Here is a 23,825-nt window from a genome sequence, read left to right as displayed (position 1 = left end):
CCGAAAGTCTGACGCAAGGGTTATCCTGTCGGACTGACGGAGGTTTTTTATGCAGGTTTACAAGGTTGGCGGCGCGGTACGTGATCGCCTGTTGGGGTTGCCGGTCACTGATGTCGACCGGGTCGTGGTCGGTGCGACCACTGAAGAAATGCTCGCCCAGGGATTCCGCCCGGTCGGCGCAGATTTCCCGGTGTTTCTGCACCCGAAAACCGGTGAGGAATATGCCCTCGCCCGCACCGAGCGCAAAAGCGGTCGCGGTTACGGCGGTTTCACTTTCTACGCAAGTCCCGAAGTCACGCTTGAAGAAGACCTGATTCGCCGCGACCTGACGATCAATGCCATGGCCGAGGACGATCAGCTCAACCTGACCGATCCGTACCATGGTCAGCGCGATCTCGAAGCACGAATCCTTCGCCATGTTTCCCCAGCGTTCGCCGAAGATCCCTTGCGAGTACTGCGCGTTGCCCGCTTTGCTGCACGCTACGCAGGATTGGGCTTCACGGTCGCCGACGAGACCATGGGTTTGATGCGCCAGCTCAGTGAGTCCGGCGAATTGCAGGCGCTGACCGCTGAGCGCAGCTGGAAAGAGATTTCCCGCGCACTGATGGAAGACCATCCACAGGTGTTCATCCAGGTCTTGCGCGACTGTGGCGCACTCAAGGAGCTAATGCCGGAAGTCGACGCCTTGTTCGGCGTGCCGCAGCCAGAGACCCATCACCCGGAAATCGACACAGGCCTGCACACCCTGAGCGTGTTGGAGCAATCAGCGCTGCTCAAGCAACCACTGACGGTGCGCTGGGCCTGCCTGCTGCACGACTTGGGCAAAGGCCTGACGCCGGAAGAAGAATGGCCCAGGCATATCGCCCATGAGCACAACGGACTGAAGCTGATCAAAGCGGTCAACGAGCGCTTTAAAGTCCCCAAAGACTGTCAGGAACTGGCGCTGCTGGTCGGGCAATACCACACCCATGGGCACCGGGCGCTGGAGCTGAAAGCCTCGACGCTGCTGGAGTTGCTGCAGAGTTTCGATATCTATCGCCGGCCGCAGCGATTCGAAGAGTTTATCGCCGCGTGCGAGATGGATGCCCGTGGCCGCAAGGGCCTGGAGCAGCGAAGTTATCCACAGGCGGACTATTTGCGCGGAGCGGCGAAAGCTGCACGAGAAGTGGCCGTGCAGCCGTTGCTGGAGCTGGGATTCAAGGGGCCTGAACTGGGCGAAGCGCTGAAGCGGGAACGACTGAAGGCGTTGAAAGCCTACAAAGAGGCGGCGACAGCCTGATAAAAAACTTCGCGAGCAGGCTCGCTCCCACAGGAGACCTCGATCCCATGTCGGAGCGAGCCTGCTCGCGAAAGCGAATTTGATATCACCGCAAATCCGAAGGCGTGAGCTGCTCCCCCCGCCATTCGAACGCAACCGGCGCCAACACCTGATCAATTTGCGCCTCAGCCCACAATGTCGCAAAGCTTTGGCCCACCCCCGGATGTACCCGATCCGGCGCAATCAACGACAGCGGCCACAGCACAAAGGCATTTTTCAGGATTTCCGCACGCGGCAGGATCAATCCATCGAAATTACCCACCAGATTGCCATACAGCAGTACGTCGATATCCAGCGGCAAGCCCTTGCGATCCGGTGCATAGCGACCGTTATCCGCCTCAATGAATTTCAAGCGGCGATCAAGCTCCATCAACGGCAGATCGGTGTAGGCCGAGACCACGAAATTGAAGAACGGCCCGCTCTTGATGCCCACCGGCTGGCTCTCGAACACCGCCGAACATCGGATATCCACCAGGAACGTGGCCAGCGCATCGAGACCTGCGCGCAAATGGGTTTCGCGCTCGATATTGCTACCGAGCCCGAGGTACACCTGAGTCAGCGACATCCGCGCTCGATCTCCACACCCACACCGCCCTTGGCGGCCGGAACGGCGCCCGGCTTGGTCAGTTTCAGTCGCACCCAGGTGATCTTGAATTCGGCCATCAGCACTTCAACCAGACGCTCGGCAAAGGTTTCGACCAACTGGAACTGCGCCTGCTCGGCGAAGGCCTGAATGCGCGTGGAAACACTGGCGTAATCGAGCGCCAGGGTCAGGTCGTCACCGGCGGCGGCCGGGCGATTGTCCCAGGCGAAGCTCAGATCAAGACGCAGGCACTGACGGATGCCGCGCTCCCAGTCGTAGGCACCGATCACGGTGTCGACTTCCAGGCCCTCGATAAACACTCTGTCCAAGCACTTCTCTCCGCTGCACGACAAGGGCGCAATGCGCCGTTAGAATCAGGGCGTCCTCGCCCGGAATAGTTAGCATGTTTTGGTTACTGGCGATTCTCGCCTACCTGCTCGGCTCGCTGTCCTTCGCCATTTTGCTCAGCCGCCTGACCGGAAATCCGGATCCGCGAATGAGTGGCTCGGGTAATGCCGGCGCCACCAACATGCTGCGCTTGGCCGGTCGCAAACTGGCGATCCTGACCCTGCTCGGTGATCTGTGCAAAGGCCTGCTGCCGGTGCTGATCGCCTCGAGCGCGGGCCTCTCACTGCAGGATCAGGCGTGGATTGGCGTGTGCGCCGTGATCGGTCACCTGTTCCCTTTATACTTTCGCTTCCGCGGCGGCAAAGGCGTTGCCACTGCCGCCGGCATGCTGCTCGGCCTGTATCCACCCGCCGCGCTCCTGGCGGTGTGCGCCTGGATGCTGACGTTCTACCTGACCCGCACCAGCTCGCTGGCGGCGCTGATTGCCACGCCACTGACCCTGCCGTTGCTGGCCTGGCAAGAGCCGGAAGCCTTGCTGCCAATGAGCGCGCTGACCTTGCTGATTGTCTGGCGCCATCGCGGCAATCTACGCGACCTGTTTGCCGGGCGCGAACGGCATTTCTGACTGCCGTTAATGAGCGTCGCTCATTACAGCGCCGACAACTGCTCCATTGGCCAGCGTGCCTGCACGGTGATTGCCAGACTTTCCTGCTGACCGGCCTTCAGGCGCTGGCAACCGGCAAACGCGATCATCGCGCCATTGTCGGTGCAGAACTCCGGGCGCGCATAGAACACATCGCCCTTCATATCGCCGAGCATCTTTTCCAGCGAAACCCGCAACGCCTTGTTGGCGCTGACGCCGCCGGCAATCACCAGCCGCTTCATGCCTGCCTGTTTCAGGGCGCGCTTGCACTTAATGGTCAAAGTCTCCACCACGGCCTGCTGGAACGCCAGCGCGATGTCGCAACGGGCTTGCTCGCCGTCGTCCCCGGCGCTGACGCATTGCTGCCAGGTGTTGAGGGCGAAGGTTTTCAAACCGCTGAAGCTGAAGTCCAGACCCGGGCGATCACACATCGGACGCGGAAAAGTGAAACGTCCTGCGACGCCCTTCTCGGCCAGCTTGGCGATTTCCGGCCCGCCGGGGTAATTGAGGCCCATCATTTTTGCGGTTTTGTCGAAGGCTTCACCGGCCGCATCGTCGAGCGTCTCGCCGAGCAGGCTGTACTGGCCAATGCCATCGACCTGAACCAGCTGTGTATGACCACCGGACACCAACAAAGCGACGAACGGGAATTGCGGCGGTTTCGGCTCCAGCATCGGAGCCAGCAAGTGGCCCTCCATATGGTGCACGCCAAGCGCCGGAATGCCCCAGGCAAACGCCAGCGCCTGCGCGCAGGACGCACCGACCAGCAGCGCGCCGACCAAGCCAGGACCTGCGGTGTAGGCGATTGCGTCGATCTCGGTCGGCACACAGTCGGCCTCGGCCAACACCTGACGGATCAAGGGCAGCATGCGTTTGACGTGGTCACGCGAGGCCAGCTCCGGCACCACACCGCCATAGACGCGGTGCAGGTCGATCTGACTGAACAGCGCGTCGGCCAGCAGACCGCGTTCACTGTCATACAATGCGACGCCGGTTTCGTCGCAGGAGGTTTCTAATCCCAGTACTAGCATGGGTTTGCGCCTTGTTTAGGCTGAATTCGAAGGCGCGCATAATAGTCGCCACGTGATGCTCCGACCAGCGGTTTTCGATCAGAGGCTTTGCATTCCGAGCGATGAGGGGTTAACATCCGCAACCCTTAAAAACCGACGTCTTCAAGTGCTCTTTTGCCGCGAGGATGTTGACCCCGGTAATGAATGAAGGTAGCTCTGGATGCCAGCCGTCAAAGTAAAAGAGAACGAACCCTTCGACGTAGCTCTGCGTCGTTTCAAGCGCTCCTGCGAAAAAGCCGGTGTACTGGCTGAAGTTCGTAGCCGCGAATTTTACGAGAAGCCAACTTCTGAGCGTAAGCGCAAAGCAGCAGCCGCTGTTAAGCGTCACGCCAAGAAAGTTCAGCGCGAACAGCGCCGCGCCGTTCGTCTGTACTAATCCACAGACGTTCGTAGCAAGCTTCTTGCCTAAGCCCGGCCCTCAGCCGGGCTAATGGCATTTGCGTAAAACGCTTGATGCTTCACCGTCGACGCCGCCGATGCGACCGAGACAAATCTGCTTCACCGCGTCAGGCCTGGCTCTTTTGCCAGCGGTGCACGTCTTTTCTGACGAGCCTTTCAAGGCTACTGACGAGCACACCCACTGATTCCTCTTACGACGATCAGCCCAAGGCACCTGCATGCGTGCCCGCTTTATTGAGCTATCCGAGGCCGACAACCGGCCGTCAGCGGATTCAGCGCAACACTTTCACATAGTCGAAGACTGATAGGTACTAACGTCAGTGGATTTTCGGCAGATACACTTCCCGACAGCGATCACGCAGACGACATCGGTCGAGCCGCACTTTTTGTGCGTTTCCAGCAATGGCCCGCGTCCGACAGCCTGTCGCAACGGATTTATTGCAGCGCAGACGACGAGAACGCCATGGCCGGGCTGATTCCCCAGAGCTTCATTGACGACCTGCTGAACCGCACCGACATTGTCGACGTGGTCAGCTCGCGCGTGCAATTGAAGAAGGCCGGCAAGAACTACACCGCCTGCTGCCCGTTTCACAAAGAGAAAACCCCGTCGTTCAGCGTCAGCCCCGACAAGCAGTTCTATTACTGTTTCGGCTGCGGCGCTGGCGGCAACGCCCTCGGCTTTCTCATGGATCACGACAACCTGGACTTCCCCCAGGCCGTCGAAGATCTGGCCAAAGCCGCCGGCATGGAAATCCCCCGCGAAGAAAGCGGCCGCGAGCGTAAGCCGCGTCAGCCGACCGATTCGCCGCTGTATCCACTGCTCACCGCCGCCGCTGATTTTTACCGGCAGGCACTCAAGAGTCATCCGTCGCGCAAGGCTGCGGTGGATTACCTCAAGGGCCGCGGCCTGACCGGCGAGATCGCTCGGGATTTCGGCCTCGGCTTTGCGCCGCCAGGCTGGGACAACCTGCTCAAGCATCTGAGCAGTGACACGCTGCAACAGAAGGCCATGATCGAAGCCGGCCTGCTGATCGAGAACGCCGAAACCGGCAAGCGCTATGATCGCTTCCGCGATCGCGTGATGTTTCCGATCCGCGACACCCGTGGACGGATCATCGCCTTCGGCGGCCGCGTACTGGGCGACGACAAGCCCAAGTACCTGAACTCACCGGAAACCCCGGTATTCCATAAAGGCCAGGAACTTTACGGCCTCTATGAAGCGCGCAAGAACAATCGCAACCTCGATGAAATCATCGTTGTCGAGGGTTACATGGACGTCATCGCCCTCGCCCAGCAAGGCTTGCGCAATGCCGTCGCCACGCTGGGTACTGCGACCAGCGAAGAACACCTCAAGCGCCTGTTTCGCGTCGTGCCGAACGTATTGTTCTGCTTCGACGGCGACCAGGCCGGCCGCAACGCCGCGTGGCGCGCACTGGAAGCGACCCTGCCGTGTCTGCAAGACGGTCGTCGCGCGCGGTTCCTGTTTTTGCCCGAAGGCGAAGACCCGGACACCCTGGTTCGCGCCGAAGGCACCGACGCATTCAAGGCGCGCATCAATCAGCACGCGCAGCCGCTGGCCGATTATTTTTTCCAGCAACTGACCGAAGAAGCCGACCCGCGCTCTCTTGAGGGCAAGGCGCACATGGCCACCCTCGCTGCACCATTGATCGACAAGGTGCCAGGAGCGAACCTGCGCATCCTCATGCGTCAGCGCCTGACCGAGATTACCGGCCTGAGCAGCGAGACCGTCAGCCAATTGGTTCAGAGTGCGCCGCAGGAAGCACCGCCTGCCTACGATCCGGGCTTCGATTACGACGCCATGCCGGACTACAGCGACTACCATCAGCCGCAGGCACAGGACATGTACGCGCCGCAGCAGGAATGGACGCCGAAGAAACCCGGCGCCGGCGGCAAGAAGTGGGACAAGAAACCGTGGGACAAGAACGGCAAGCGCGGTGGCGATCGCGAACAGCAGCGCCCGCGCACGCCGATTGGCGTCGAATCGCCAACCCTGACGGCATTGAGAACATTGCTCCATCATCCGCAACTGGCCAAGCGCGTCGAGGACGCCGGGCACATTGCCGATGAAAATCAGACCAACGCCCAGTTGCTTGTGGCGCTGCTCGAAGCCGTACAGAAGAATCCCAAGCTAAACTCATTTCAGTTGATCGCGCGATGGCACGGTACTGAACAGGGTCGCTTGCTCAAGGCGCTGGCAGAAAAGGAATGGCTGATTGACGGAGATAACCTTGAACAACAGTTTTTCGACACCATTACTAGCTTGTCCGCCCGCCAACGCGAGCGAAATCTCGAACAGTTACTCAGGAAAGCGCGGCAAAGCGAACTGAGCGTCGAAGAGAAAAATCAACTGCGCGACCTTTTAAGTCGCAATGTTTCCGCATCAAACCCGACCTCAACTGGCGCGTGAGGTCATAGCTCAGGTATAATCCTCGGCTTGTTTTTTGCCCGCCAAGACCTTCAGTGGATAGGGTGTTATGTCCGGAAAAGCGCAACAGCAGTCTCGTATTATTGAGTTGATCAAACTGGGTCGTGAGCAGAAGTATCTGACTTACGCCGAGGTCAACGACCACCTGCCTGAGGATATTTCAGATCCGGAGCAGGTGGAAGACATCATCCGCATGATTAACGACATGGGGATCCCCGTACACGAGAGTGCTCCGGATGCGGACGCCCTTATGTTGGCCGACGCCGATACCGACGAGGCCGCTGCGGAAGAAGCAGCCGCTGCGTTGGCGGCGGTGGAGACCGATATCGGTCGCACCACTGACCCGGTGCGCATGTACATGCGTGAAATGGGTACGGTCGAGCTTCTGACCCGTGAAGGCGAAATCGAAATCGCCAAGCGGATCGAAGAAGGCATTCGTGAAGTGATGAGCGCAATTGCGCACTTCCCTGGCACGGTTGACCACATTCTCTCCGAGTACACCCGCGTCACCACCGAAGGTGGTCGCCTGTCCGACGTCCTGAGCGGTTATATCGACCCGGACGACGGCATCGCGCCGCCTGCGGCAGAAGTGCCGCCGCCGGTCGATCCGAAAGCCGTCAAGGCCGACGACGATACCGATGACGATGATGCCGAATCTTCCGACGACGAAGAAGAAGCCGAAAGCGGTCCGGATCCGGTCATCGCTGCACAGCGCTTCGGCGCCGTCGCCGACCAGATGGAAATCACCCGCAAGGCCCTGAAAAAGCACGGTCGTCACAACAAGGCAGCGGTTGCCGAGTTGCTGGCTCTGGCCGAGCTGTTCATGCCGATCAAACTGGTGCCGAAGCAATTCGAAGCCCTGGTCGAGCGTGTACGCAGTGCTTTGGATCGTCTGCGTCAGCAAGAGCGCGCGATCATGCAGCTGTGCGTACGTGATGCACGTATGCCACGCGCCGATTTCCTGCGTCAGTTCCCGGGTAACGAAGTCGACGAAAGCTGGTCCGACGCCCTGGCTAAAGGCAAGAGCAAGTACGCCGAAGCCATCGGTCGCGTGCAGCCGGACATCATCCGTTGCCAGCAGAAGCTGATCGCACTGGAAACCGAGACCGGCCTGACCATCGCGGAAATCAAGGACATCAACCGTCGCATGTCGATCGGTGAGGCCAAGGCCCGCCGCGCGAAGAAAGAGATGGTTGAAGCCAACCTGCGTCTGGTGATCTCGATCGCCAAGAAGTACACCAACCGCGGCCTGCAATTCCTCGATCTGATCCAGGAAGGCAACATCGGTCTGATGAAGGCGGTGGACAAGTTCGAATACCGTCGTGGTTACAAGTTCTCGACTTATGCCACCTGGTGGATCCGTCAGGCGATCACTCGCTCGATCGCCGACCAGGCGCGCACCATCCGTATTCCGGTGCACATGATCGAGACGATCAACAAGCTCAACCGTATTTCCCGGCAGATGTTGCAGGAAATGGGTCGCGAACCGACTCCGGAAGAGCTGGGCGAACGCATGGAAATGCCTGAGGACAAGATCCGCAAGGTACTGAAGATCGCCAAAGAGCCGATCTCCATGGAAACCCCGATCGGTGATGACGAAGACTCCCATCTGGGCGACTTCATCGAAGACTCGACCATGCAGTCGCCCATCGATGTCGCCACGGTGGAAAGTCTGAAGGAAGCGACGCGCGAAGTGCTGTCCGGCCTCACTGCCCGTGAAGCCAAGGTACTGCGCATGCGTTTCGGTATCGACATGAACACCGACCATACGCTCGAAGAAGTTGGCAAACAGTTTGACGTAACGCGTGAGCGGATCCGTCAGATCGAAGCCAAGGCGCTGCGCAAGCTGCGCCACCCGACGCGAAGCGAGCATCTGCGCTCCTTCCTCGACGAGTGATACCAGAACCCCCGGCCCAGGCCGGGGGTTTTGTTTTATGGCAGATTAAATTCCCCGCTCCGCCCTCCCCGCCGCGTACCCCGTCTACACTCGAAACAATCATCCCCAAGCCGTGACGAGAGCGTTATGCCCAGACTGGCGCCCGTGCTTTTTCTGCTGTCATTGATGATCTGCACCGCCACGGCTGACGCGCTGACTCTCACCGATGAAGAACGCAGCTGGCTGGCGGCTCACCCTGACTTGCGCCTGGGTGTCGACGCGTCGTGGCCGCCTTTCGAATTTCGTGACGATCAGAACCGCTATCAGGGTCTGGCCGCTGACTATATCGACGTGATTCGCCAGCGCTTGGCGATCAAGCTGACGCCCATCGAACCAGCAAGCTGGACGGTGGTGCTGGAGCAGGTGAAAAAAGGCAAGATCGATTTGCTGCCAGGGATCATGTCCACGCCGGAGCGCCAGAATTACCTGGCATTTACCCGGCCGTACCTCGACTTCCCGATCGTCATCCTTGCCCATGTCGGCGGCGCCCAGCCGCGCAAACTCGACGACCTCTACGGTCTGAAAATCGCCGTGGTGGAAAACTACGCCCCCCACGAACTGCTGCGCACTCACCACCCCGATCTGAATCTGGTCGCCATGCCCAATGTCAGCTCGGCGCTGCAAGCTTTGGCGACCGATGAAGTGGACGCGGTGGTCGGCGATCTCGCTTCCAGCGTGTGGAGCCTGCGCCAGCTCAAGCTCGACGGCCTCTACGTCAGCGGCGAAACCCCATATCGCTATCAATTGGCGATGGCCGTGCCCCGCGACAACAAGGTGCTGGTCGGGATACTTGATAAAGTCCTCGCCGACATGACGCCGGCGGAAATCAGCAGCATCCAGGAACATTGGGTCGGTAATGTGCTCGACCACCGCACGTTCTGGTCGGACCTGCTGATGTACGGTCTGCCCGGTCTGTTGCTGCTGATGACGATCCTCGCCGTGGTGATTCGCATCAACCGCCGACTGAGTTCGGAAATCAGCCGGCGCATCGACCTCGAACAGGAATTGCGCAGTAGCGAATATCACTACCGTGGCCTGGTAGAGAGCTTGTCGGCCATCGCCTGGGAAGCGCGGATGAGCGACTTCACCTACAGCTATGTTTCGCCCCATGCTGAAGACCTGCTCGGGTATCCACAGTCTCACTGGCTGATTCCGGGTTTCTGGCACAACATCATTCATCCGGCCGACTTGACCCGCACGCAGAACTATTGCAGGGAAGCGCTACGCCAGGGCCGCGATCACATCGTCGATTATCGCGTGATCACCGCCGACGGCCGCTGCCTGTGGGTGCGCGACATTGTCAGCCTGATCGAGCATGGCCACGAACCGGTGATGCGCGGGTTGATGATCGATATCAGCGAAATCAAACGCACCGAAGAGGCGCTGCGCCTGTCCGAGCAGAAGTTCGCATCGGTGTTCGAGCAGTGCCCGGACATTCTGGTGATTGCACGCCTGTCCGACGGCTGCCTGCTGGAGGTCAACGAGGCCTTCGAGGAGCAGATCGGCCTCAGGGCCGAGGACGTGATCGGCCAGACCGCCACCAACCTCAATATCTGGGGCATTCCCGGCGTCGGGCCGGGCCTCTTGCAGCGTTTGCAGGCCGGCAGCATCCGTAATCTGGAAATGCCCTTTCGCCGCAACAACGGCCAATTGTTCACCGGGCTGATTTCCGCCGAACCCTTCGACCTCGATACCACGCCGGCGCTGGTAGTCGTGGTGCGCGACATCAGCCAGCTCAAGGAAACCCAACAGCAACTGCAAACCTCTGAAGAGAAGTTCGCCAAGGCTTTCCATGCGTCGCCCGACGGCCTGCTGCTGTCGCGCCAGAGCGACGGCCTGCTGCTGGAGGTCAACGAAGGTTTCAGCCGCATCACCGGTTTCAACAGCGCCATGTCAGTGGATCGTTCGACGCTGGATCTGGGTATCTGGGTCAACCTCAACGAACGCAAACAGATGCTCGACCTGCTGCAACGCGACGGTTTCGTCCGCGACTTCACATGCCACATCCGTCGCAGCGACGGGCAGATTCGCCTGTGCGAAGTGTCCAGTCGACCGCTGCCGATTGGCGACGAGGATTGCATGCTGACCATCGCCCGCGACATCACCGAACGCCATCTCATGCAGGAGAAACTGCAGCAGGCCGCGACCGTTTTCGAGAGCACCGCCGAGGGCGTATTGATCACCGATACTCAACAACACATCAGCGCCGTCAATCGTGCTTTCACCGAAATCACCGGTTACAGCGAAAGTGAAGCACTGGGCCACACGCCACGCTTGCTGGCGTCAGGGCTGCATGACAGCGCTTTCTACGCTGCGATGTGGCATCAATTGACCGACGAGGGACACTGGCAAGGCGAGATTTCCAACCGGCGCAAGAACGGCGAGCTGTACCCGAGCTGGCTGACCATCAGCGCGGTGCGCAATCGCGACAAGTTCATCACTCACTTCGTCGCGGTGTTCGCCGACATCTCCAGCCTCAAGCATGCCCAGGCCAAGCTCGATTACCAGGCTCACCACGATCCGCTCACCGGCCTGCCCAACCGCACCCTGTTCGAAAGCCGTCTGCAAATGGCCCTGACCAGCCAGCAGGAAAATGGCGGCCAGGGCGCGGTGCTGTTTCTCGATCTCGACCGCTTCAAACACATCAACGACAGCCTCGGCCACCCGGTCGGCGACCTGTTGCTCAAGGGCATCGCCGTGCGCTTGAAAGAACAACTGCGCGATATCGACACGGTCGCGCGATTGGGCGGTGATGAATTCATCATCCTGTTGCCAGGCTTGCAGCAAGCCAGCGACGCCGACAACATCGCGACGAAACTGCTCAACTGCTTCGGTGCGCCGTTCCAGGCCGGCGAACACGAGTTCTTTATCAGCGCCAGCATCGGCACCAGCCTCTATCCCCGCGACGGTTGCGACGTGGCCACGCTGGTGAAAAACGCCGACGCGGCGATGTACCGCTCCAAAGCCAAGGGGCGTAACCGCGTCGAAAGCTACACCCGCGACCTCACCGCCCAGGCCAGCGAGCGCATAGCGCTGGAGCACGAACTGCGCCGTGCCATCGAGCGTGATGAGCTGTTTCTTTATTACCAACCGAAAATCAGCCTGGTCGATCACAGTCTGGTCGGTGCAGAGGCGCTGATTCGCTGGCGTCACCCGACCTTCGGCGACGTGCCGCCCGAGCATTTCATTCCGCTCGCGGAAGAAAACGGCATGATCCTGCAGATCGGTGACTGGGTGCTGGAGACCGCTTGCCGGCAGATGTTCGAGTGGAACGAGATCTACCAACCGCTCGGTCCGCTTTCGGTAAACCTCGCCGGTGCGCAATTGCGTCAGCCCAACCTCTTGGTGCGCATCGAACAACTGCTCAAGGACAACCGCCTCAGGCCGGATTTACTGCAACTGGAAATTACCGAGAATTTCATCATGAGTCAGGCCGAAGAGGCGCTGGCAGTGCTACACCAACTCAAACACCTCGGTGTGCAACTGGCGATCGACGACTTCGGCACCGGCTACTCCTCGCTCAGCTACCTCAAACGCCTGCCGCTGGACATCCTCAAGATTGATCAATCCTTCGTCCGCGGACTGCCTGACGACCCCCACGACGCAGCGATCGTACGCGCCATCATCGCGCTCGGTCGCAGCATGCAATTCACCGTGATTGCCGAAGGCGTGGAAACACAGGCGCAACAACAATTCCTCGCCGCAGAAGGTTGTGAACAGATCCAGGGCTACATCGTCAGCCTGCCGCTGCCCCCGGAGGAATTCGCCGCGACGTTTCTGCATGTAACCGTATCGGATTTTTCGGATAGCACAGCCGCGAAACCGTCGCTATAATCCGCGGCCTACTGAGGGCCTATAGCTCAGTTGGTTAGAGCAGAGGACTCATAATCCTTTGGTCCACGGTTCAAGTCCGTGTGGGCCCACCAAATTGAAAAGCCGCGCTTGATGCGCGGCTTTTTTGTGGGCGAGTGGTTGGGTTTCGTCTTGCCGGGCGCAACGTTCTGGAACTGCGCAGGAAAATCCGTTTGAGAGAACGCAGAAAGCCCCAACGCGATTGTCCCTGTACCATCCTTAACCTGATTGTCCCATGCCACCGGAGTCCCCCTTGCCAGACACCCGCCAACCCATCCTCGACGAAATCGACCGCCAACTGATCGCCGCGCTGCAAATCAACGCCCGCGAAAGCGTGGCCATGCTCGCCCGTCAGCTAGGCATTGCTCGCACGACGGTGACGTCGCGTCTGGCCCGCCTGGAAAAAGCCAAGGTGATCACCGGTTACGGTGTGCGCCTCGGTCAGCGTGTGGTCGATGGTGGTTTGCAAGCCTACGTCGGAATCAAGGTGCAGCCGCGTTCCGGCAAGGACGTGCTGCGACGTTTGAGTGCGATGGCGCAGGTGCAGCAGCTGTGTGCGGTGAGTGGCGAGTTTGATTATGTGGCATGGTTGCGCACCGATTCGCCGGAGCAGTTGGATCAGTTGCTGGATCAGATTGGCAGCGTCGATGGGGTGGAGAAAACCACGACTTCGATCATTCTGAGCAGCAAGATTGATCGCGGGCAGCCGGTCTGAGCATGGGCCGGGCATTCTGGCTGAGCCGCTTCGCAAGCAGGCTCGCTCCCACTTTTTTGGTCGGTATGCAGCCCACAATCGTCAGTCTGCACAACAATCAGGCAAAACGACGACACATTGCGTCTTATTAACGCGCTCCACGCTCCCTAGAATGGCTGGCATCTTTTCCTATACTGACGCGAATCCTGCGTCGGGTCGCCAATAAGGTCAGCCATGAACAAGAACAATCGCCATCCTGCAGACGGAAAAAAACCAGTCACCATTTTCGGTCCGGACTTCCCGTTCGCGTTTGACGATTGGATCGAGCATCCCGCCGGTCTGGGGAGCATTCCCGAGCAGCACCATGGCGCTGAGGTGGCGATTGTCGGCGCGGGTATTGCCGGTCTGGTGGCTGCGTATGAACTGATGAAACTCGGTTTGAAGCCGGTGGTGTACGAGGCGTCGAAACTCGGCGGTCGTCTGCGCTCGCAAGCCTTCAACGGCACCGACGCCATCGTCGCCGAGCTTGGCGGCATGCGCTTTCCAGTGTCCTCCACCGCGTTCTATCACTACGTCGACAAGCTCGGCCTGGAAACCAAGCCCTTCCCCAACCCGCTGACCGGCGCGTCTGGCAGTACCGTGATCGATCTGGAAGGCGAAACCTACTACGCCGAAAGCCTGAAGGATCTTCCTGCATTGTTTCAGGAAGTGGCTGACGCCTGGGCGGATGCGCTGGAAGCAGGTTCGCAATTCTCCGACATCCAGCAAGCCATCCGTGATCGCGATGTGCCGCGCCTGAAAGAGTTGTGGAACAAGCTGGTGCCGCTGTGGGACGACCGGACTTTTTACGACTTCGTCGCCACCTCGAAAGCCTTCGCCAAATTGTCGTTCCAGCACCGTGAAGTATTCGGCCAGGTCGGTTTCGGCACCGGCGGCTGGGATTCAGACTTTCCCAATTCGATGCTGGAAATCTTCCGCGTGGTAATGACCAATTGCGACGATCACCAGCACCTGGTGGTCGGTGGCGTCGAGCAGGTGCCGCAGGGCATCTGGCGCCATGTGCCGGAGCGCTGCGTGCACTGGCCGGCCGGCACCAGCCTGAAATCCCTGCACCGTGGCGCGCCGCGTTCCGGTGTGAAGAAAATTGCTCACGCACCGCAAGGCCGTTTCGCCGTAACCGACAACAACGGTGACACCCGCGAATACGCCGCCGTCCTGACAACCTGCCAGAGCTGGCTGCTGACCACTCAGATCGAATGCGACGAAACCCTGTTCTCGCAGAAGATGTGGATGGCCCTAGACCGCACACGCTACATGCAGTCGTCGAAAACCTTCGTGATGGTCGACCGGCCGTTCTGGAAGGACAAGGATCCGCAAACCGGCCGCGATGTAATGAGCATGACCCTCACCGATCGCCTGACCCGTGGCACCTATCTGTTCGACAACGGCGACGACAAACCGGGGGTGATCTGCCTGTCGTACTCGTGGATGAGCGACGCGTTGAAAATGCTCCCGCATCCGGTGGAAAAACGCGTTGAACTCGCCTTGAACGCGCTGAAGAAGATCTACCCGAAAGTCGACATCGCCGCGCGGATCATCGGCGACCCGATCACCGTGTCGTGGGAAGCCGACCCGTACTTTCTCGGTGCCTTCAAGGGCGCCCTGCCCGGCCATTACCGCTACAACCAGCGCATGTATGCGCACTTCATGCAGGACGACATGCCGGCCGAGCAGCGCGGGATCTTCATCGCTGGCGACGATGTGTCATGGACACCCGCGTGGGTTGAAGGCGCGGTGCAGACCTCGCTCAACGCGGTGTGGGGCATCATGAAACATTTCGGAGGTTCGACACATAAAGAGAACCCTGGCCCGGGTGATGTGTTCAAAGACATCGGCCCTATCGCCCTGCCCGAGTAAGAGGATTCCCCGATGCGCGTAGCCGTTTACCAATGTCCACCGCTGCCACTGGACCCCGCCGCCAACCTGCAGCGCCTGCATCAGGTAGCGATGGAGGCCAAGGGCGCCGACCTGCTGGTGCTGCCGGAGATGTTCATGACCGGCTACAACATCGGCGCCGAAGCGGTGAGCACGCTGGCCGAGGTCTACAACGGTGAATGGGCGCAGCAGATCGGCCGGATTGCCAAGGCTGCGGGTCTGGCGATCGTTTACGGTTATCCGGAGCGCACCGCCGACGGGCAGATCTACAACGCCGTGCAACTGATCGACGGCCACGGCGAGCGCCTGTGCAACTATCGAAAGTCGCATCTGTTTGGCGATCTCGACCGGTCGATGTTCAGCCCCGGTGACTCCGACTTGCCGGTGGTTGAATTGAACGGCTGGAAGCTCGGCTTCCTGATCTGCTACGACCTGGAGTTTCCGGAAAACGCGCGGCGCCTGGCCTTGACCGGCGCCGAGCTGATTGTGGTGCCGACGGCCAACATGATTCCGTTCGATTTCGTTGCCGATGTCACCGTGCGTGCCCGCGCCTTCGAAAATCAGTGCTACGTGGCTTACGCCAATTACTGCGGCCATGAAGGCGATATTCAGTACTGTGGGCAAAGCAGCATTGCCGCGCCGGACGGCAGCCGCATCGCCCTGGCAGGTCTGGACGAAGCGTTGATCGTCGGTGAACTGGACCGCCAATTGATGAACGACTCACGCCAGGCCAATCGCTATCTCAGCGATCGCCGCCCGGAGCTTTACGGCGCGCTCAACCGCCGCTAATCCGCTAGCATGGGCACTTCACTGTTCTGGAAGTGCCCATGCCTGCGCCGACTCATCCCCGCCCCCACTCTGAAACCCTGGCCAACGGCCTGCGCGTGACCCTGCGCCACGTGCCCGGTCTCAAGCGCAGCGCTGCGGCGTTGCGCGTGGCGGCCGGCAGTCATGACGTGCCGCTGGCATGGCCGGGGCTGGCGCATTTTCTCGAGCACTTGCTGTTTCTCGGCACCGAGCGTTTTCCCACAGACGAAGGGCTGATGGCCTACGTGCAACGTCACGGCGGGCAGGTGAATGCCAGCACCCGCGAGCGCACCACGGACTTTTTCTTCGAGTTGCCTGTGTCGTCCTTCAGCGCGGGGCTCGAGCGTTTGTCAGACATGCTCGCCCGGCCACGTATGAATCTGGACGATCAACTGCGTGAACGAGAAGTGCTGCAGGCCGAATTCGTCGCCTGGTCGCAGGATCCGACAGCGCAGCAGCAGTTTGCCTTGTATGAAGGTTTGCCAACGGAGCATCCGTTGCGTGGGTTTCATGCGGGCAATCGGGACAGCTTGCAGGTCGAATCGCCTGGGTTTCAGTCGGCGCTGCAAGACTTCCATCAGCGCTTTTATCGAACCGGGCAAATGAGCCTGAGTCTGGTCGGGCCACAAAGTATCGATGAGCTTCGGGAGCTGGCGCAGCAATTCGCAGCGGTGTTGCCGGTTGGGGATAAAGTTGCCCAGGCCGCACCGCCACCGTTGGCAGTGAAAAGTTATCAACAGGTCGGCGCTCACACGAACCTGTTATTTGCTTTCGACGCGTTGCCCGAGTCATCCGCCGAGGCGATGGCTTTTCTCTGTCATTGGTTGAATAGCGCAAAACCTGGTGGATTGCTCGCATACCTGCATCAACAGAATCTGGCTGACAGCCTGAAAGCCACGCCGCTTTACCAGTTCGCCGGCCAAGCGCTGCTGCATCTTCAATTCCATGCCGACGGCGACCGCCTGGATACCATTCGCGAACGGCTGCTGGATTGGCTGAGCTTCTTCGCCCGTCAGGACTGGACGCCGTTGCGCGAGGAATACGCCGCCCTGCTTCAGCGCCAGCAGCAAGTCAGCGGCGCGTTGCAAGTGGCACGGCTCGATCTCGAGCAGCAAGCATTCGGCCTGTCGGAATCCAGCGCTGCCGCACTTGAGCACATCCTTCGCGAAATCGGCGTTGTGGATAACTTCGGCGATCATTGGCATCTGCCCGCCGCCAATCCTTTCTTGCGTGCCAGTGAACCGCTGGCCAACGCCGGGCTGATTCGCGGCCAGACCAGCGCCCACCGTGGCCTGCGCACCTTCGCCCAGGATCGCTCGCGCAGTCGTCGCGAGCGATCGCCGATGCAGTTCAGCCTGGCCCTGCCGGACAACAGCGATGAGGGCGCGATTTACCTGCGCTGGCAGGTCGAGACGGCGGCCGGCGCAGATCTGCTCTCCAGATTGCAGCGCAGTCTGCGCCAGACACGGCAGGATGCGTCCGAAGCCGGAGTGGACTTGTCTTTCAGCGCCGCAGGTAACCAATGCCTGCTGAAAATGACCGGATTACAGGAACCGATGCCCAGCGTCCTCGAGCATGCGCTGAAATGTCTGACGAGGATCGAGGTCGATTCGCCGCGCGACGCGGTGCAGATACCGTCGATGCCGATCCGCCAACTACTGGAAGCATTGCCGGAAAAATGCCTGTCCACGATCGAAACCAGCGATGACGCCAATCAGCTGTGGACAACTTCGCGCTGGGACGGCCTCGCTCTAGGCCTCAACCAACAAACCCAATCAGCCTTGGGCCTGGCGCTGAGCCGCATTCCCGGCACACCGGACAATCAGCTACCGGTCATGCCAACCACACAAGGCCAGTACCACTGGAGCCAGATCAACACGGCCTCCAGCGAACACGTCTTGCTGCTGGTCTGCCCGACTGCCAGCCGCGACATCGCTGATGAAGCTGCATGGCGCCTTCTGGCTCAGGTGTGCCAGACGCCTTTTTACCAGCGCCTGCGCGTCGAATTGCAATTGGGGTACGCCGTGTTCAGCGCGCTGCGTCAATTGCACGGCAGGACCGCGATTGTCTTTGGCGTGCAATCGCCGACGACTTCGGCCGCCAAGTTGCTCGAACACATTCAAGAGTTCCTCAAAAACATCCCCGCGTTGATCGAAACAGTCGATGACGCAAGCCTCAAGCAGCAGCGCCAAAGCCTCGCCGATCAGTTCGACGATGCCACGCTGTCCACCAAGGATGCCGCCGAGCTGCTGTGGCAGGGCAAACTCGCTGGCCATTCGTCGGATTACCGTGAGCAGTTGGTCGCGGCGATCCAGCAGCTGAATCGACAGGCTTTGCTCGATGCTGCGCAACGCCTGATCAATGCCGAGGGCGGCTACCACTGCCTGGCCAATGAACCAATGCCGGGCACACCGTGGCAAGCGACAAACTGATCATTACCGAGGCTGCAAGGAGCTTTCTCAAAGATTCACGGGTCACGGCGTTGAAATTTTGAGTAACATAGCCGCCTAACTAATTGGAACATCACCGCGCTGCCGTGGACTATAACTATGGATAGCGCTATCCCAACCCTCAGAAGGAGACATCTCATGGCCTGGACCAAACCTGCTTACACCGACCTGCGTATCGGCTTCGAAGTCACCATGTACTTCGCCAGCCGCTGAGTTCTGCTTACGCAGATTCGCAGTGCAACGCCTCGGCTCGCCGAGGCGTTTTATTTTCCGCGTTGAAATGATGGAGCGTTCATGTTCGTCCAGATTCTGGGTTCGGCCGCCGGTGGCGGTTTTCCGCAGTGGAACTGCAACTGCGTCAACTGCGCAGGCTTTCGCGACGGCAGCCTGAACGCCAAGGCCCGTACCCAATCGTCCATCGCCATTTCCGATGACGGCGTTAACTGGGTGCTGTGCAATGCCTCGCCGGACATCCGCGCGCAACTGCAAAGCTTCGCCCCGATGCAACCAGGCCGCGCCCTGCGCGACACCGGCATCAGCGCGATCATCCTGATGGACAGCCAGATCGACCACACCACCGGCCTGCTCAGCCTGCGCGAAGGCTGCCCGCATCAGGTCTGGTGCACGGACATGGTTCACGAAGACCTGAGCACTGGTTTTCCCCTGTTCAAGATGCTCACTCACTGGAACGGCGGGCTGGACTGGAACCGTATCGAGCTCGACCAGAGCTTCACCGTAGCGGCCTGCCCGAACCTGCGTTTCACCCCGCTGCCATTGCGCAGCGCCGCGCCGCCGTATTCGCCGCACCGTTTCGATCCGCATCCGGGCGACAACATCGGTTTGATCGTTGAAGACCTCAACACCGGTGGCAAGCTGTTCTACGCGCCAGGGCTGGGCAAGATCGATGCGCCGCTGCTGGAAATCATGGCGGGCAGTGATTGTCTGCTGGTCGACGGCACGCTGTGGGATGACGATGAAATGCAGCGCCGTGGCGTCGGCACCCGCACCGGTCGCGAGATGGGCCACCTGGCACAGAACGGCCCCGGCGGTATGCTCGAAGTGCTGGAGCAGTTGCCCGAGCAGCGCAAGGTACTTATCCACATCAACAACACCAACCCGATCCTCGACGAGGATTCGCCGGAGCGCGCCGAGCTGGTGCGGCGTAATGTTGAAGTGGCGTTTGATGGCATGAGTATCGTGCTTTAAGCAATCGAGACCGCTGCGCGGTCTATCGCGAGCAGGCTCGCTCCCACATTGGAATGCGATCAACTGTGGGAGCGAGCCTGCTCGCGAAGAGGCCAGCACAGACACCAGAGATTTCCAGGGTTGTTCCCGGAGAAAAGACATGACCGACACCCCGCTGTCCCCCACCGAATTCGAAGCGGCCCTGCGCGCCAAAGGCGCCTATTACCACATCTACCACCCGTACCACGTGGCGATGTACGAAGGCCGCGCGACCCGCGAGCAGATTCAGGGCTGGGTCGCCAACCGCTTCTACTATCAGGTGAACATTCCCCTGAAAGACGCGGCGATCCTTGCCAATTGCCCGGATCGGGAAATCCGCCGCGAGTGGATTCAGCGCCTGCTCGATCACGACGGCGCACCCGGTGAAGATGGCGGCATCGAAGCCTGGCTGCGTCTGGGCCAGGCTGTCGGCCTCGATCCGGACCAATTGCGCTCTCAGGAGCTGGTGCTGCCCGGCGTGCGTTTCGCCGTCGATGCCTACGTCAACTTCGCCCGTCGCGCCAGTTGGCAGGAAGCCGCCAGCAGCTCGCTGACCGAATTGTTCGCGCCGCAGATCCACCAGTCGCGCCTCGACAGCTGGCCGCAGCATTACCCGTGGATCGACCCGGCCGGTTACGAATACTTCCGCACCCGTCTCGGTCAGGCGCGGCGTGACGTCGAGCATGGGCTGGCGATCACCCTTGAGCACTACAAGACCCGCGAAGGCCAGGAGCGCATGCTGGAAATTCTCCAGTTCAAACTGGACATTCTTTGGAGCATGCTCGATGCCATGAGCATGGCCTATGAACTGAACCGTCCGCCGTATCACAGCGTGACCGAACAACGGGTCTGGCATAAAGGAATCATCTTATGAGTTTCGACCGCAGCAAAGTGCCGAGCTGGCGCCCGGGCTATCGCTTCCAGTACGAACCGGCGCAAAAGGGCCATGTGTTGCTGTACCCGGAAGGCATGATCAAGCTCAACGAAACGGCCGCGCTGATTGGCGGCCTGATTGATGGCGAACGCGATGTCGCGGCAATCATTGCCGAACTCGACAAGCAGTTCCCCGGCGTGCCCGAGCTCGGTGACGACGTCGAGCAATTCATGGAGGTTGCCCGTGAGCAACACTGGCTCACCCTTGACTGATCTGCCGGCCAAACCGCAAGTCGGCCTGCCGCTGTGGCTGCTCGCCGAGCTGACCTACCGCTGCCCGCTGCAATGCCCGTACTGCTCCAATCCGCTGGATTTCGCCGAGCAGGGCAAAGAGCTGACCACCGAGCAATGGATCAAGGTGTTCCGCGAAGCGCGGGAGATGGGCGCGGCGCAATTGGGCTTTTCCGGCGGCGAACCGCTGGTGCGTCAGGACTTGGCCGAACTTATCCGTGAAGCGCGGCAGTTGGGTTTCTACACCAACCTGATCACCTCCGGCATTGGCCTGACCGAGCAGAAAATCAGCGACTTCAAAAAGGCCGGGCTTGATCACATCCAGATCAGTTTTCAGGCCAGCGACGAGCAAGTGAACAACCTGCTCGCGGGCTCGAAAAAGGCTTTTGCACAGAAGCTGGAAATGGCTCGCGCAGTCAAGGCCCACGGCTATCCGATGGTGCTGAACTTCGTAACCCATCGGCACAACATTGACAAGATCGACCGCATTATCGAACTGTGCATTGCGCTGGAGGCTGACTTCGTCGAACTCGCCACTTGCCAGTTCTACGGCTGGGCGCAGCTCAACCGTGTCGGTCTGTTGCCGACCAGGGAACAACTGGTGCGCGCCGAACGCATCACCAATGAATACCGGGCCAGGCTGGAAGCCGAAGGGCATCCGTGCAAGCTTATCTTTGTCACCCCGGACTACTACGAAGAACGCCCGAAAGCCTGCATGAACGGCTGGGGCAGCATCTTCCTGACCGTCACCCCGGACGGCACCGCCCTGCCCTGCCATGGTGCCCGCCAGATGCCGGTGCAGTTTCCCAACGTGCGCGATCACAGCATGCAACACATCTGGTACGACTCGTTCGGTTTCAACCGTTTTCGCGGTTACGACTGGATGCCCGAGCCGTGCCGCTCTTGCGACGAGAAAGAAAAAGATTTCGGCGGCTGCCGCTGCCAGGCGTTCATGCTCACCGGCGACGCCAGTAATGCCGACCCGGTGTGCAGCAAGTCCGAACATCATGGCGTGATTCTGCAGGCCCGCGAAGAAGCCGAGACCGCCACTCAAACCATCGAACAACTGGCCTTTCGCAATGAACGAAACTCACGCCTCATCGCCAAGGGCTGAGCCTTTCAGCGCCGCCCAGGCCGTCGCTGCCGGAACCGACTTCGCCGAACTGCAGCTCGGCGCCCATGGCGTGTTCTGGAATGAATATCGCCCCGAGGACGCCGCGTGCCGAATCTGGCATTGCCGCGATGGCGTAGCTAAACGTCTGACGCCGGAAGGCTTCAGCGTGCGTAGCCGCGTGTACGAATATGGCGGTGGTGCGTTTTGTCTGACGCCTGACGGGGTGGTTTTCGTCAATGAAGCGGATCAGCAGATGTATCGGCAGGCGCTGGATGGCGAGCCGGTCGCGCTGACGTCGACTGACTGCCGCTACGGCGATCTGCAATTCGCCGCTGGCCGGGTGTTGGCGGTCGAAGAGCAGCAGGATCGACATCGCCTGGTGGCGATTGATCTGGCGACCGGCACGCGCAAGGTGCTGGCCGAAGGTGCGGATTTCTATGCATCGCCAACGCTGAGCTCCGACGGCCGGCGGCTGGCATGGATCGAGTGGAGCCGACCGCATCAGCCGTGGACCTCGACGCGCTTGATGGTCGCGGAAGGTGATTTTTCTGCGCCTCGTTGTGTTGCCGGCGAGCAGATTGAGGAGTCGATCCAGCAGCCGCGTTTCCACGCCGACGGCCGGCTCTACTGCCTGACAGATCGTGGCGGCTACTGGCAGCCGTGGGTCGAAACGACCGATGGCTTGCACGCGCTACCGAGTGCAGAGGCCGATCACGCGCCTGCGCCCTGGCAACTGGGCGGCTGCACTTGGCTGCCTGTCGGTGATCAGTTTTTAGCCAGTTGGAGCGAGGATGGTTTCGGTCGCCTGGCCCTTGGAAGTGAAGATTTCAGCGGTGACTACAGCCGCTTCCGCCACTTGGCGATGGATCAACAGTTCATCTATTGCATTGCCGCAACGCCGGTGAGCCCGTCAGCAGTGATTGCCATTGATCGTGTCTCGCATGCCGTGAAAATCCTCGCTGGCGGCGTGGCTCCATTGCCCGCCGAACGCATCAGCCGTCCGCAGACCTTGCGTTATCCGAGCGGCTCCGGCGAGGCGCACGGTTTCTTTTACCCGGCCATGAGCGGTGAAGCGAAACCGCCGCTGGTGGTGTTCATCCACGGCGGCCCGACGTCGGCGTGCTATCCGATCCTCGATCCGCGCATCCAGTACTGGACGCAGCGCGGCTTTGCCGTCGCCGACCTCAACTATCGCGGCAGCAGTGGCTATGGTCGCGAATATCGGCAAGCGCTGCATCTGCGCTGGGGCGAGGTGGATGTCGAGGATGCCTGCGCGGTGGTGAGTTATCTCGCTGACCAAGGTCTGATCGATGGTGACCGCGCGTTCATTCGCGGTGGCAGTGCAGGTGGTTACACCACATTGTGCGCACTGGCGTTCAGGCAGGTTTTCCGCGCAGGCGCCAGCCTCTATGGCGTCAGCGATCCGGTGGCTTTGGCACGGGCCACGCACAAGTTCGAGGGCGATTATCTGGACTGGCTGATCGGCGATCCCGAGCGAGATGCCGAACGCTATGCCGCCCGCACGCCATTGCTGCACGCAGACAATATTCGCGTGCCGGTGATTTTCTTCCAGGGTGAACTGGACGCGGTGGTCGTGCCTCAACAGACCCGCGACATGGTCGCGGCGCTGGAGCACAACGGCATCCCGGTCGAAGCGCATTACTACCCTGACGAACGCCACGGCTTTCGTCGCGCGGCTAACCAGGCGCATGCACTCGAGCAGGAGTGGACGTTTTATCGGCGGGTGATGGGGCTGGTTGACTGAAAACCGTGTCGCCCCGTTAGCGAGCAGGCTCGCTCCCACAAAGGACTTGTGGCCACAGATCCAATGTGGGAGCGAGC

Annotated in this window: 19 protein-coding genes and 1 tRNA gene; 17 read left to right on the top strand and 3 right to left on the bottom strand. The window is 60.3% G+C overall.

Features of this window, described 5'->3' with window-relative positions; translation table 11 throughout:
• The first annotated feature begins 49 nt into the window (after positions 1-49).
• Entirely contained in the window at positions 50-1,279 is a 1,230-nt protein-coding gene (locus JWU58_RS03300; protein WP_024014546.1) for a multifunctional CCA addition/repair protein, read from the top strand.
• Positions 1,280-1,364: 85 nt separating this feature from the next.
• Here the strand turns inward: JWU58_RS03300 and folK are convergent, their stop codons facing one another.
• Together folK and folB are read right to left on the bottom strand one after the other, a co-directional pair.
• Positions 1,365-1,883, bottom strand: a complete 519-nt coding sequence (gene folK, locus JWU58_RS03295; protein ID WP_125916532.1) for a 2-amino-4-hydroxy-6-hydroxymethyldihydropteridine diphosphokinase — start codon at positions 1,881-1,883, stop codon at positions 1,365-1,367.
• Complete coding sequence (folB, locus tag JWU58_RS03290; protein WP_016772885.1) at positions 1,874-2,230, bottom strand: dihydroneopterin aldolase; 357 nt, start codon at positions 2,228-2,230, stop codon at positions 1,874-1,876. The genes folK and folB overlap by 10 nt, the downstream gene beginning before the upstream one ends.
• Before the next feature lie 74 nt (positions 2,231-2,304).
• On the opposite strand from folB, the gene plsY reads away from it, so the two are divergent.
• Complete coding sequence (plsY, locus tag JWU58_RS03285) at positions 2,305-2,874, top strand: glycerol-3-phosphate 1-O-acyltransferase PlsY (RefSeq protein WP_123443837.1); 570 nt, start codon at positions 2,305-2,307, stop codon at positions 2,872-2,874.
• Between the two features lie 23 nt (positions 2,875-2,897).
• Here the strand turns inward: plsY and tsaD are convergent, their stop codons facing one another.
• Positions 2,898-3,923 carry a tRNA (adenosine(37)-N6)-threonylcarbamoyltransferase complex transferase subunit TsaD gene (tsaD, locus tag JWU58_RS03280; RefSeq protein WP_016772883.1) on the bottom strand — a complete coding sequence of 342 codons (1,026 nt, stop codon included), beginning with the start codon at positions 3,921-3,923 and terminating at the stop codon, positions 2,898-2,900.
• 199 nt (positions 3,924-4,122) lie between these two features.
• Between tsaD and rpsU the strand changes: the two genes are divergently transcribed.
• The 15 genes from rpsU (at position 4,123) to JWU58_RS03205 (ending at position 23,748) form a co-directional block, all read left to right on the top strand.
• Positions 4,123-4,338, top strand: coding sequence for a 30S ribosomal protein S21 (rpsU, locus tag JWU58_RS03275; protein WP_002551877.1), 216 nt, complete (start codon positions 4,123-4,125; stop codon positions 4,336-4,338).
• A 486-nt stretch (positions 4,339-4,824) separates the two neighbouring features.
• On the top strand, positions 4,825-6,789 hold the full coding sequence (gene dnaG, locus JWU58_RS03270; protein WP_076564352.1) for a DNA primase: 1,965 nt from the start codon (positions 4,825-4,827) through the stop codon (positions 6,787-6,789).
• A gap of 67 nt (positions 6,790-6,856) precedes the next feature.
• On the top strand, positions 6,857-8,704 hold the full coding sequence (rpoD, locus tag JWU58_RS03265; RefSeq protein WP_024014550.1) for an RNA polymerase sigma factor RpoD: 1,848 nt from the start codon (positions 6,857-6,859) through the stop codon (positions 8,702-8,704).
• A 126-nt stretch (positions 8,705-8,830) separates the two neighbouring features.
• A complete protein-coding gene (locus JWU58_RS03260; RefSeq protein ID WP_206421481.1) occupies positions 8,831-12,577 on the top strand; it encodes a bifunctional diguanylate cyclase/phosphodiesterase in 3,747 nt (1,248 codons plus the stop codon).
• 15 nt (positions 12,578-12,592) lie between these two features.
• Positions 12,593-12,669, top strand: a tRNA-Ile gene (locus tag JWU58_RS03255).
• 179 nt (positions 12,670-12,848) lie between these two features.
• A complete protein-coding gene (locus tag JWU58_RS03250; protein ID WP_016772879.1) occupies positions 12,849-13,310 on the top strand; it encodes an Lrp/AsnC family transcriptional regulator in 462 nt (153 codons plus the stop codon).
• 213 nt (positions 13,311-13,523) lie between these two features.
• A complete protein-coding gene (locus JWU58_RS03245; protein ID WP_206421480.1) occupies positions 13,524-15,206 on the top strand; it encodes a flavin monoamine oxidase family protein in 1,683 nt (560 codons plus the stop codon).
• Positions 15,207-15,218: 12 nt separating this feature from the next.
• A complete protein-coding gene (locus JWU58_RS03240; RefSeq protein ID WP_123443834.1) occupies positions 15,219-16,013 on the top strand; it encodes a carbon-nitrogen hydrolase family protein in 795 nt (264 codons plus the stop codon).
• A 38-nt stretch (positions 16,014-16,051) separates the two neighbouring features.
• A complete protein-coding gene (gene pqqF, locus JWU58_RS03235; protein ID WP_206421479.1) occupies positions 16,052-18,463 on the top strand; it encodes a pyrroloquinoline quinone biosynthesis protein PqqF in 2,412 nt (803 codons plus the stop codon).
• Positions 18,464-18,619: 156 nt separating this feature from the next.
• On the top strand, positions 18,620-18,694 hold the full coding sequence (gene pqqA / locus JWU58_RS03230; RefSeq protein ID WP_003444522.1) for a pyrroloquinoline quinone precursor peptide PqqA: 75 nt from the start codon (positions 18,620-18,622) through the stop codon (positions 18,692-18,694).
• 81 nt (positions 18,695-18,775) lie between these two features.
• A complete protein-coding gene (gene pqqB / locus JWU58_RS03225) occupies positions 18,776-19,687 on the top strand; it encodes a pyrroloquinoline quinone biosynthesis protein PqqB (protein WP_122612431.1) in 912 nt (303 codons plus the stop codon).
• Positions 19,688-19,826: 139 nt separating this feature from the next.
• Entirely contained in the window at positions 19,827-20,579 is a 753-nt protein-coding gene (gene pqqC, locus JWU58_RS03220; RefSeq protein ID WP_024014556.1) for a pyrroloquinoline-quinone synthase PqqC, read from the top strand.
• On the top strand, positions 20,576-20,851 hold the full coding sequence (gene pqqD, locus JWU58_RS03215) for a pyrroloquinoline quinone biosynthesis peptide chaperone PqqD (protein ID WP_136493063.1): 276 nt from the start codon (positions 20,576-20,578) through the stop codon (positions 20,849-20,851). The genes pqqC and pqqD overlap by 4 nt, the downstream gene beginning before the upstream one ends.
• Positions 20,823-21,983: a pyrroloquinoline quinone biosynthesis protein PqqE gene (gene pqqE, locus JWU58_RS03210; protein ID WP_241196146.1), complete on the top strand. Its 1,161-nt coding sequence runs from the start codon at positions 20,823-20,825 to the stop codon at positions 21,981-21,983. The genes pqqD and pqqE overlap by 29 nt, the downstream gene beginning before the upstream one ends.
• Positions 21,949-23,748, top strand: coding sequence for a S9 family peptidase (locus tag JWU58_RS03205; RefSeq protein WP_206421478.1), 1,800 nt, complete (start codon positions 21,949-21,951; stop codon positions 23,746-23,748). Before pqqE ends, JWU58_RS03205 begins: the two co-directional genes overlap by 35 nt.
• Positions 23,749-23,825 lie beyond the last annotated feature (77 nt).

This window comes from Pseudomonas atacamensis (genome assembly GCF_017167965.1).
In the GTDB taxonomy this organism is placed as follows: domain Bacteria; phylum Pseudomonadota; class Gammaproteobacteria; order Pseudomonadales; family Pseudomonadaceae; genus Aquipseudomonas; species Aquipseudomonas atacamensis.
This window is presented reverse-complemented; position numbering and strand designations above follow the sequence as displayed.

Excerpts from the sequence above, each read along its gene's own strand:
- JWU58_RS03240 (WP_123443834.1), top strand. The coding sequence starts at position 15,219 with ATGCGCGTAGCCGTTTACCAATGTCCACCGCTGCCACTGGACCCCGCC.
- pqqB (WP_122612431.1), top strand. The coding sequence starts at position 18,776 with ATGTTCGTCCAGATTCTGGGTTCGGCCGCCGGTGGCGGTTTTCCGCAG.
- pqqC (WP_024014556.1), top strand. The coding sequence starts at position 19,827 with ATGACCGACACCCCGCTGTCCCCCACCGAATTCGAAGCGGCCCTGCGC.
- JWU58_RS03260 (WP_206421481.1), top strand. The coding sequence starts at position 8,831 with ATGCCCAGACTGGCGCCCGTGCTTTTTCTGCTGTCATTGATGATCTGC.
- pqqF (WP_206421479.1), top strand. The coding sequence starts at position 16,052 with ATGCCTGCGCCGACTCATCCCCGCCCCCACTCTGAAACCCTGGCCAAC.
- JWU58_RS03245 (WP_206421480.1), top strand. The coding sequence starts at position 13,524 with ATGAACAAGAACAATCGCCATCCTGCAGACGGAAAAAAACCAGTCACC.
- rpoD (WP_024014550.1), top strand. The coding sequence starts at position 6,857 with ATGTCCGGAAAAGCGCAACAGCAGTCTCGTATTATTGAGTTGATCAAA.
- tsaD (WP_016772883.1), bottom strand. The coding sequence starts at position 3,923 with ATGCTAGTACTGGGATTAGAAACCTCCTGCGACGAAACCGGCGTCGCA.
- JWU58_RS03205 (WP_206421478.1), top strand. The coding sequence starts at position 21,949 with ATGAACGAAACTCACGCCTCATCGCCAAGGGCTGAGCCTTTCAGCGCC.
- plsY (WP_123443837.1), top strand. The coding sequence starts at position 2,305 with ATGTTTTGGTTACTGGCGATTCTCGCCTACCTGCTCGGCTCGCTGTCC.
- pqqD (WP_136493063.1), top strand. The coding sequence starts at position 20,576 with ATGAGTTTCGACCGCAGCAAAGTGCCGAGCTGGCGCCCGGGCTATCGC.
- dnaG (WP_076564352.1), top strand. The coding sequence starts at position 4,825 with ATGGCCGGGCTGATTCCCCAGAGCTTCATTGACGACCTGCTGAACCGC.
- JWU58_RS03300 (WP_024014546.1), top strand. The coding sequence starts at position 50 with ATGCAGGTTTACAAGGTTGGCGGCGCGGTACGTGATCGCCTGTTGGGG.
- folK (WP_125916532.1), bottom strand. The coding sequence starts at position 1,883 with ATGTCGCTGACTCAGGTGTACCTCGGGCTCGGTAGCAATATCGAGCGC.
- rpsU (WP_002551877.1), top strand. The coding sequence starts at position 4,123 with ATGCCAGCCGTCAAAGTAAAAGAGAACGAACCCTTCGACGTAGCTCTG.